The 10,076-nt window shown below is 41.0% G+C and carries 11 protein-coding genes; 6 read left to right on the forward strand and 5 right to left on the reverse strand.

Annotation, left to right across the window (positions count from 1 at the left end; translation table 11 throughout):
- Positions 1 to 112 precede the first annotated feature (112 nt).
- Positions 113 to 436, forward strand: coding sequence for a hypothetical protein (locus PF479_RS06325; protein WP_298003702.1), 324 nt, complete (start codon positions 113 to 115; stop codon positions 434 to 436).
- A gap of 50 nt (positions 437 to 486) precedes the next feature.
- On the opposite strand, the gene PF479_RS06330 is transcribed toward PF479_RS06325, so the two are convergent.
- The 3 genes from PF479_RS06330 to PF479_RS06340 form a co-directional block, all read right to left on the reverse strand.
- On the reverse strand, positions 487 to 663 hold the full coding sequence (locus PF479_RS06330; protein WP_298003705.1) for a hypothetical protein: 177 nt from the start codon (positions 661 to 663) through the stop codon (positions 487 to 489).
- A gap of 27 nt (positions 664 to 690) precedes the next feature.
- Positions 691 to 1,230 carry a hypothetical protein gene (locus PF479_RS06335; protein ID WP_298003708.1) on the reverse strand — a complete coding sequence of 180 codons (540 nt, stop codon included), beginning with the start codon at positions 1,228 to 1,230 and terminating at the stop codon, positions 691 to 693.
- 154 nt (positions 1,231 to 1,384) lie between these two features.
- Positions 1,385 to 2,236, reverse strand: coding sequence for a PocR ligand-binding domain-containing protein (locus PF479_RS06340; protein WP_298003710.1), 852 nt, complete (start codon positions 2,234 to 2,236; stop codon positions 1,385 to 1,387).
- Positions 2,237 to 2,341: 105 nt separating this feature from the next.
- Between PF479_RS06340 and PF479_RS06345 the strand changes: the two genes are divergently transcribed.
- Positions 2,342 to 3,325, forward strand: a complete 984-nt coding sequence (locus PF479_RS06345) for a uroporphyrinogen decarboxylase family protein (RefSeq protein WP_298003713.1) — start codon at positions 2,342 to 2,344, stop codon at positions 3,323 to 3,325.
- A gap of 73 nt (positions 3,326 to 3,398) precedes the next feature.
- Here the strand turns inward: PF479_RS06345 and PF479_RS06350 are convergent, their stop codons facing one another.
- Positions 3,399 to 4,034, reverse strand: coding sequence for a flavodoxin family protein (locus PF479_RS06350; protein ID WP_298003715.1), 636 nt, complete (start codon positions 4,032 to 4,034; stop codon positions 3,399 to 3,401).
- Between the two features lie 15 nt (positions 4,035 to 4,049).
- On the reverse strand, positions 4,050 to 5,906 hold the full coding sequence (locus PF479_RS06355) for a methyl-accepting chemotaxis protein (RefSeq protein ID WP_298003718.1): 1,857 nt from the start codon (positions 5,904 to 5,906) through the stop codon (positions 4,050 to 4,052).
- Positions 5,907 to 6,123: 217 nt separating this feature from the next.
- Here PF479_RS06355 and PF479_RS06360 point away from each other — a divergent pair, with 217 nt between their 5' ends.
- The 4 genes from PF479_RS06360 to PF479_RS06375 all read left to right on the forward strand — a co-directional run bounded on the left by PF479_RS06360 (position 6,124) and on the right by PF479_RS06375 (position 9,955).
- Positions 6,124 to 7,020 carry a mechanosensitive ion channel domain-containing protein gene (locus tag PF479_RS06360; protein ID WP_298003720.1) on the forward strand — a complete coding sequence of 299 codons (897 nt, stop codon included), beginning with the start codon at positions 6,124 to 6,126 and terminating at the stop codon, positions 7,018 to 7,020.
- Between the two features lie 707 nt (positions 7,021 to 7,727).
- Positions 7,728 to 8,558 (forward strand): 5-dehydro-4-deoxy-D-glucuronate isomerase, encoded by an 831-nt coding sequence (gene kduI, locus PF479_RS06365; protein ID WP_298003723.1) that lies wholly within the window; start codon positions 7,728 to 7,730, stop codon positions 8,556 to 8,558.
- 10 nt (positions 8,559 to 8,568) lie between these two features.
- Positions 8,569 to 9,039 (forward strand): YhcH/YjgK/YiaL family protein, encoded by a 471-nt coding sequence (locus tag PF479_RS06370; protein ID WP_298003725.1) that lies wholly within the window; start codon positions 8,569 to 8,571, stop codon positions 9,037 to 9,039.
- A gap of 136 nt (positions 9,040 to 9,175) precedes the next feature.
- Complete coding sequence (locus PF479_RS06375; RefSeq protein ID WP_298003728.1) at positions 9,176 to 9,955, forward strand: IclR family transcriptional regulator; 780 nt, start codon at positions 9,176 to 9,178, stop codon at positions 9,953 to 9,955.
- Positions 9,956 to 10,076: the final 121 nt, after the last annotated feature.

The raw sequence follows: 10,076 nt of genomic DNA on the forward strand, positions 1-10,076 counted from the left end.
CTGCATACTCAAATAAGATTAGTAAATATAAGTATGAAATACAACAAATTATGGATATTGAATAAGTAGGGAAAGGACTCAAAATTCAGGGATTCCAGATCTTTGAAATCTCATGGGCGTCTCTGATACACTTCTGAAGACTGAACTTATTCAGGGATCACAGGCATTTACAAAATCAAAAGTAAACTATTTCTACAGCGATGCAGAGGGTGACCTGGAAGCCGGATCACCAACCTTCCAATGGTATAGATCTACCACTGAGAACGGAAACTATGAAGCCATTGTTGGAGAGACAGAAGATAATTATACACCCGCGAGTCCTGTTGACACTGGAAAATTACTAAAGGTGAAAATCACACCTTCTGCTTCAACAGGAATAACAGCCGGCACCGCTGTCATGAGCAGTGCAACCATTCAGATCACCTCTCCTTCATAAGGATATCCAAAGAAGCCGGATGGCATGTCGCTGTCCGGCTTATCTGAGACTCATTTGATTACAAGTTCATCAAACCAGGATTCCTGGGGCGCAGCTGATCCAACGGCATCATTGCCTATGGTTACGGCTTTAATTGAGACATTATCAGTCAGGCTGCCGGCATCTATTTCAACAGCTCTTTCAAATTCGATACCATTAATATAAAGGTCATAGGTTCCTCCGGTCACACCATCAGTAAAAACAATGTTTTTATATTAAATTTGATACCAGGCATTAGGTAATGTGTAAGGATCTGAAGTTGCATCATCAAAATATATGTAATCCTCTAATGTGCCGTCAGTGCTGAATTCTGAATAAAAGGGATCTGTCGTAATCGCATTGCTTGTATCTGTATTATCGTAGAATATTACAGCCAGAGCGTATTCGGCCCCAGTTGTGGTAATGTTCTGCTTATACCGGACATAGTAACTGATATAGCTTGGAGTGATGCCGTCGGGGAAAGTAATATAAGCCGCACCATTCTCGAAGTCGCCGCTTTCGGAAGAATTATCCAGATAGAGGCTGCTGGATGTACCATTGGCCCCTAAGCTGGTATCAATACTGACTGCTGTACTGTCAGACGCCTTCGGGTTGGGTCCCCATAGACCCAGGCCGTCTTCAAAACCCTCATAATAAATGGCATTCGGGTAGGCAGCCTCATCCTTGGAAGCTTCATCCGTGGGTTGATCACATGAAATCAAAGTAATTGCAGATATTGCTATAACTCCAATCAATGAACAAATTCTTTTTATCACCTTATACATCCTCAATTCTAGTTTATATATTACCATTTCAGTATTATTTAAATTGGGTTGAGAATCAAGATAATTTCTAATAATAAAAACTTGTCTGGCCCGCAGACAAGGAGCATAGTCATCCAATATACATGGGAGGCAAAAGGACCTGAGGTCAGGATCTGCTATTAGCCGCAAAAAGGGATGGAGAGAAACCAGTGTGCTTTTTAAAGGCTCTGGAAAAGTACTGGGGGTCTGAAAATCCTGATTCATAGGCAATATCCTGAATCGACAGTTCCCGGTTCTCAATCAGCAGCTTGCAGGCACGGCCCATGCAAATAGAGTTCCGAAGCTCTGTGAATGTCCGGCCCATGTCTTCCTTGATCTTATGCCGAAGCCGGTCTTCACTGAGATGCACCAGGGAAGCCGCCTGTTTCAGGTTGATTCCGGGATTAACTGTTTCCATATAATCAACAAGTTGTTTAACCGGCCCCTGCTCATTTTGTTTAATCAGTTTTTTAAGAATAATCAAATCGGTTAATTCAGAAAAAAGCTGCATAACCGCATCCATCTTGTCTGATGTAAAATTGGGTAAATCATTAAAAGCTTCAATTATATCCGGGATAATTCCTGCTTTCCGGGCATCCTGTACAATAGGATCGGGCACATTCTTCTGACAACTGGCCTGGCCCATCATAATATATCCTGTCAATTCATCCCCATAATACAAGGGTTTAATCGCCTCATAGCAGCCGCCATGGCAGCGGTAATATTGGATCTTCCGGCTGTTTCGGGCTCTGTATTGTTTGGCTTTATCCAGGGTCAGACAGCGGTTTTTGTAGTGCAGCCTTTCTCTTAGAAATTCACAATAGGAGGAGATTTTTTTATTTTTCCCGATCATATACTCCGTACCATTGGGCTTGAAATAGGCAATACGGATGTCAAAAAGGGATGAAAAATTATCCAGGATCTTTTCAAGTTCAGGATCGAGATCGGTAGATTGTAAGCGATCAATTATATCTGCCATAGTGGTTATCCGGCTATGAGTAGCCGGATAATCCATATTATCAGCCGAAGAAAACATTCTCAACCCCAAAATACCGTTAATATCATAAATATGGACAACAAATCATTGGTTATTAACACGATTGCTCATAAGCAGGAAAACAGGATTCCCTTTCATCTGGATCTGACATTAGAGATGGAAAATAAGGTAATAAAAGAGTTGGGCAAGGATTTTCTTTCCAGCGTGGACAGCTGCTTTGCTTTGGAACGTAATGAAGAATTTGAGGCCATCGATAGTGCCCGTAGAAAAGATATGTTCGGGGCTGTCTGGCTCCTGGATCAGCAGGGAGACTTCGGTGTCGTTGAAAATTGTCTTCTGGAAAGTCCTTCTCTGAAAGATTACAAATTCCCGGCTCCTGATGAACAGAAGATTCGCGAGAAATGCCTGCGTCTTACCAGCCCCGAAAACAAAGATAAGTTTACCATGTACATCATAGGTTTTTCTTTATATGAAAGAGCCTGGTCGCTCCGTGGAATAGAAAATCTTCTGACAGATATGGTGCTTAACCCTTCTTTTGTTTCAGAACTATTTGAAAATATTGTGGAGTACAATCTGGCTGTTTCTAAAATCGTCATGGAATACCCCGTGGATGGACTGTTTTTCGGAGATGACTGGGGCCAGCAGAAAGGGCTCATAATGGGACCGGATTACTGGAGAAAGTTTATAGGGCCTTCTCTCAAAAGCATGTATTCCTATGTCAAATCAAAGGATCGAACTATCTGTCAGCATTCCTGCGGAGATATTTATGACGTCTTTGGTGATCTCATAGATATGGGCCTGGATATGTACAACACCTTCCAGCCTGAGATATACAATGTAGCAAAAGTAAAAGAAGAATTTGGAGACTCTCTGACTTTTTACGGAGGCATCAGTACTCAGAATGTGCTGCCCTTCGGGACTCCACAGGAAGTCAGAGATGCCACCCGGGAGATGCTGGATATCATGGGGAAAAATGGTGGCTATGTGGCCGCACCGACTCATTCCATGCCTCCGGATATCTCTATTGAAAACATGTTGGCTTTTCTGGATGTCGTCCAGAACCAAAAATAAAGTCAGTTTGATCAGCACGAGTCCTAAATCTCTCAATCATACCGGAAGAAGATTCTTCCGGTATTTACAACCTTTAACGAATAAAACTCGTAAAGATCTTCTTTACTTTCAGATTCTGATCACTGATGTCTCTGGTCTGATCCCGCTGTTTGAGCATTACCGCCATATTTTTACCGAGGATTTCCATAATCTGAACCCCTTCTGCATCCTTCAGGGCATCTCCCGGCGTTGTTCCATGAATGACAGCCCAGTAGTTTGAAGTGGGCATCATCATTTCTGAATAATTCAAAAAATTATTGAGCTGATTGAAAGTAAGTACACCCCCCGATCGTCTAACCGCCACCACGGCAGCCCCTACCTTATTTCTATAAAGACCACCGTTTGCGCCGGCCACATAGAAGGCTCTGTCCAGAAATGATTTCATTGTTCCTGCCACAGCGGCATAGTGGGTGGGAGATCCAAGAAGGATTCCATCAGCCTCTTTCATCTTCTGAATCCATTCATTCACTTCATCATTGACCGTAACACAGCGCTCATCCTGGCTCTTTGCGCAGTGACCACAGGCCAGACAGCCTCGGATGACCTTATTCCCCACATGGACAATTTCACCATCGCTTCCCTGCTCTTCCAGTTTTGAGGCAACCAGTTTAATGGCGGTGTATGTATTTCCTTCTTTCTTCGGACTCCCGTTGAATGCAATGACTTTCATAATTAACTCCTGGTATTATAGAACGCCTGATGGCTCTTCAGTTTTATAGTTGGCAATTGAATTATCAATATTCACGGCCGAGATTCCCACCGCTTCTGACAGATTCATTACATTGTTGAGAATCCTATTTATATTATTTATTCTGACCTGAATATCCACAATATTCCGGGAAACACTGGAGGATGCTTCATCAATGTGATTCACCAGAAGTTCCTGATTTTTACTCGTGTCCAGGATTTGGCCCGAGTTCTCCTTGATAATCTGAGAAACATCAGTCAGAGAACCCATGGCTGAGAGAATTTGAGTCCCTCCCGATTTCAATTCATTCATAGTCTGGGAAATCTCTGCCAGGGACTCACTGAACAAATCGATCTCATTGGTGACTTTATTAAACATGGTAGAAGACTCCTCACTTGAGACAGAAGCCCTGGAGATATTGGAGATGATATCCTTCAGCCTTGTTGTGATCATTTTGGAGTTCTCTGATGCGGCCACTGCCAACTTTCTGATTTCACCCGATACTACCGAGAATCCTTTACCTGCATCACCGGCATGAGCCGCTTCTATGGCAGCATTCATGGCCAGAAGATTAGTCTGACTGGCAATATCATCAATAATATCAGCTATTCCTGAAATCATATCTATATTCGAAGTGATGTTTGAGATGGCGTTGATATTGGCTGCCATCTTGCCCTCACCGGATTTGGTCAGTTTGACAAGTTCATGAATTACATTCGTTTTTTTATCAGTTATTACCGAAACATTGTCGATTGAGGCGATCATTTCTGTAATGGAGGCCGTAGATTCTTCCACCATTGACCGTTGTTCAATGACCTGATCGTTTAAAGAAAGAACCGATCCATTCAGAGAACCCATGGATACGGAAGACTGACTGATGGATTGATTTAAATCCCCCATCTGATCAACGATCGTTACAGTCTGATTTTCCATGGTCATTGTATTATTTTCAGCTTCCCGCACATCTGTATCCAGATTTTTCTGCACGTCCATATTCTCTTTTGAAATTTCTTTTAACAGGTTTAGAGATGATGAAATTGTCTGTTGAAAGATATTCATGTTCTGGCTCAACGTAGAGAGTTCATCCTTCCCGGACTCGGAGAAATGAACACACAAATCCCCCCCCTTCAATCTATCGACATTCACATCGATCCCTAGGATTCTCCTTGTAAGATTCATCGACTGTTTAATACTGAAGATAAAAAAGAGTCCTACAATAAAAACACCAAGAATAAAGATATTTCTCTGGTTTTTTGTATTAAGTTTGGTAATTTCAGAATCAATGGAACTGATCTCATCTCGTACACCAACCATAAAACCATCCAGAATATTACTGCTTTTTGCAATCTGGTTTATCAAATTCAGAATATTAAATCGAATGAATGAAACATCCAGATCCAGGTCTTCATTCCATGTCATTTCATATATCTCGATGAGAGAGAGAGACTTCTTCTCTTTGATAAGATCTTCATTCATAAGTGATTTCACAGCAGTATCTATTCCTGTGTAGGCGTTGCTGCGGATCATTTGAATTGTAGAGATAGACTCCAGAGATTTATTAATGGAGTCTGAAAACTGTGGCAGATACTTCAAGTTGGATAAATCAGCTATTATTTCATCGGATTTCAGCTGTCCTTCCTTAAAGAGTGTGTATTGTTCATCCAGACTCCGGGAGGTAAGACGCTCGACCTGAATCTGTTCCATCAGAAGACTGTTGTAAACATCAGCCAGGGTGCCCTGTTCCTTCTCAATTTTCATCGTATATGAGGAAAAACGAAAGAATATGAGAATGAGCAGAATGAAAGTTAATCCCTGCATAAAGTTGATAAATTGAATTTTATGTTTGATTTTCATTTTATGTCCTGAATTTTGAATCTTTTAATTTTGAATCTTTTAATTTTGAAATAAAATGTTACATCAAATAATATACTAAGTATTTACTATAAAGTACTAATAATTTAATTTTCGTAAATAATAAAGACCGGATTGAATACTTATTTCCAAAATGACCAACCAAGTCCCCGACTCTCCCCATGGACTGATCGATCTAACAAAGGTATTCTAAAAGCATATGAACCATGTACAAATTTATTATTTCGCAATTATTGTCGCCGCCGGTATCGGGTTGCTAGTATCCATTCAGGTTATACACAAACGTGCCTTAAAGAAAAGAAAAGCCGTCATTGACAGGCTGAAAAATTCGGAAACCATCGATACGGCCACTCCCCTGGACCGTCCTCTGAGATCCTTCAAAAACAGAGCCAAAGCGGGTGTTACCAACAGGTTCTCAATATTCCGGAGAGTCGCCACTTTTTTAGCCTTTATAACACTTCTGATTGCGGTTTCATTTCCATTTATTGACCAGCTGCCCCAGGCTTTTATTTCAATTCTGGTGGGATCTGCCGCCATCATTACCGGTATGGCTGCTAAACCATTCATAGATAATTTCCTATCGGGAATCGCCATCACTGCCTCTAAAATGCTGAATATCGGGGATACAATCCTGATCAATGAACAATACGGAACCATTGAAGATATCTCTTCCACACATACGATTATCAAGTTGTGGGACTGGCGCCGTTTAGTCATACCCAACAGCACAATGATCAATATGGAATTTGTGAACTATACCCTGAATGACAAGTGGCAATGGGCCCATGTAGAGTTCTTTGTGTCTTATGATTCAGATTTAGATCTTGTCAAAAAAATAGCCCAGGATGCAGCCCTTTCCAGCGATAAGAGAATGGGGATTGAAGAACCCACCTTCTGGATCATGGAGACAAGCCGGGACAGCATCAAATGCTGGCTGGCCACCTGGGCAACATCACCCATTGACGCCTGGGAGCTGAAAGTGGAAATCCGGACATCCCTGGTTATCGGTTTGAAAAAGGCCGGAATCAAAACCCACATCAACTATCATTCTGTTGAGAATACTCTTCACCCGACAGGAGCGGAGATGCAGGTTTAGGGGGGAGCCCCTAAAGCCCATACTATAGACCTTTTGAATCTGTCTGTGAAAAAAGGGAATTTAAACAGTTAAGAATTATCGTTCAGAGATAGGCCTTGTAATTATACCCCGGTACAGGAACCGCTTAATTTACCAGTTTCAGGAAAATGATTTTTCTTCCTTTTTTATATCAGAAATAATCTGTCTGGTTTTCCCACCAAGAGTCAACCCCAGTTCTGCTTGTGTCAATTTTTGAATACGTCCATGACCCTCAACAGACTTTCCTGGAAGAAGTGGAAACTCCTGAAACCAGTCGGTATCATTTATATCGATAAGATCTTTATCATCTGTAATCTCAATACAATCCTCTGAAAAATTCTCTTCACCCCCTTGAAGAAATCTCCTTCAATAGATTTTTTATAATGTTACTGCCCCCTTCCCCCCGTACATATCACCGTCCACCGAGGGTCCCATGAAATCGGGGCAGCTGCATCTCTTGAGTACTGCAGCTATTAAAGAAACGGCCATTTTACACTTCTTATTTTATATAAAAATAAATTGACTGTTATTTAAGGCCATGCTACCATGTTTCTAATCAGAAACAAGGTTTCTGATTAGAAACCTACTGGCTTTGATTACCATTACATTTATACCGCAGCTGACGCTGGGACTGCCGATTATCTTCATGTAATTTTATGTAACTTTATATATTTTTAAGGAGCTTTAATATGGATATAAGATATCCCGTCCACCCTGAACATGGGAAAACAATGGACACAGCAAAACTCAGGAAAGAATTCCTGATTCAGAATCTCTTTGTTAAGGATCAAGCAAATCTTACATACAGCCATGTTGATCGCATTATCACGGCAGGGATCTGTCCTGCATCAAAATCACTGTCCCTGGAAGGAGGCAAGGATCTTGCCAACGATTATTTTTTTGAACGCCGTGAAGGCGGTGTTATAAACATCGGCGGCTCAGGAACAATAATACTCGACGGAAAATCTTTTGAAATGGATCAGAATGACGGGTTCTATATAGGAATGGGAACCAAAGAAATATCATTCTCGAGTCAATCTGCAGATAAACCTGCGAAGTTCTACCTTCTTTCAGGTCCGGCACATAAGGCATATCCCTCGAAATGGATACCACTCTCAGAGACTAAAAAAGTTCATCTTGGTTCCCTTGCAGAATCCAATGAAAGAACGATTCATCAGTATGTACATCCGGCCGTTGTTGAAAGCTGCCAACTCTGCATGGGAATGACTCTCCTGGAACCGAACTGTATATGGAATACAATGCCGGTTCACACCCATGAAAGAAGAATGGAAGTTTATATGTATTTTAATATGGAAGCAGATACGGTTGTCTTCCATTTAATGGGTACAGCTGATGAGACACGACATATTGTTATGAGAAATGAAGAAGCCGTTATATCACCAAGCTGGTCTATTCATTCTGGTGCAGGCACAAAAAACTACACATTTATCTGGGGAATGGTTGGAGAAAACCAGACCTTTACCGATATGGATGGCGTAGATATGAAAGACCTTAGATAAGGAGTACAAAATGATATTGGGTCACATTAATCATCTCGATGAATTAAAAACTTACCCGAAAATTATTCAAAAAGCATTACAATATTTAGCTGATACTGATTTTACAAAAATGGAAATCGGAACTTATGAGCTTGACGGCAAGAACCTCTTTGCACTGGTTCAGGAAATGGAAACTGATTCTGTTGTAAACCGAAAACCTGAGTCCCATAGTTTATATGTGGATATTCAATACCTTGTTTCGGGAACAGAAATGATCGGATATGCAGATCTTGGAAAATCAATGGTTATCAAGGAAGATCTGAGACCTGATAATGATGTTGTCTTCTATCAAGCCCCGGTCAAAGAAACCATGCTGGATTTCGAAGAGGGCAGTTTCGCCATCTTCTTTCCATCCGATGTTCATAGACCCGGATGTTTGTCCGGTCAGAAAACAGTAATACGAAAAGTAGTTATGAAAATAAAATATGATCAAATTGTCTAATTTTTTATTTCATACTTCATAATTAGGGCTATCAACTTCCGTTAGAGGGTTTATGTGAATGTTGATGGTCTGTTTATATATATAAAACTCTAATGATATAAACCCCGAAATATTATTAAAATCACAGGGAGATTCAATGGCTGCTTCATATACAATACCGGTACTCGAAAAGGCATTTGCAGTTATTGGATGTATATCTGAGCATGACGATGGCCTGACTCTCAGTGATATAGTTAAAAAGCTCGAGGCACCTAAATCCACAGTATTTAAAATACTGCACACCCTTGAGAAAGAACTTATTCTTGAAAAAATGAAAGACAGATATTTCCTGGGAAGCATGCTGATTCATTATGGTCTGCACACCCTTTCGCAGCGCGATCTCAAGACTGTGTCCAGGCCTTTTCTCAATGCATTGATGAACGAAACCGGAGAAACAGCCCACCTCGCGGTTCCTGTTGGAATGCAGACTATGATTTTAGATGTTGAATTAACAACCCATCCAATACGATTCACATCTCCGGTAGGCAGCTTGTTCCCTCTATACTGCACATCCCATGGAAAACTATTTCTTGCTTATAGTGAAGATTATAGCTTTGATGAATATATTTCCGAAAACACCCTGTGTTACCGCACCAAGTACACAATTACAGATCCGGAAACCCTGCGGACCGAATTAGACGTCATAAAAAAACAGGGATTTTCCATGGATGAAGTTGAGTTTATTGATGATATCCGATGCTGTGCCGCCCCTGTCTTTGATGACAAAGGGAGCTGTATCGGAGCCATAGGCATAACCTCAACGACCATTACCTTCGGAAAAGAGCGGATCGATGAAATTTCAAAATCAGTTAAAAAAATCGCGATGAAAATTTCAGCAGAAATGGGACATAGCGGTTCTAGAGATCGAACTGTTTAAACAGGACTCTTCAAAATATAGATTATTGCAGAAACGAAAGTGAAGCTCAATTAATATTGAACTCCCCAAGGCCAGGGACTTTTAGCAGAAACTCCTGTCTTTCATTCAGAACCTCCATAGA

Source organism: Oceanispirochaeta sp. (genome assembly GCF_027859075.1).
Taxonomy (GTDB): Bacteria; Spirochaetota; Spirochaetia; order DSM-2461; family DSM-2461; genus Oceanispirochaeta.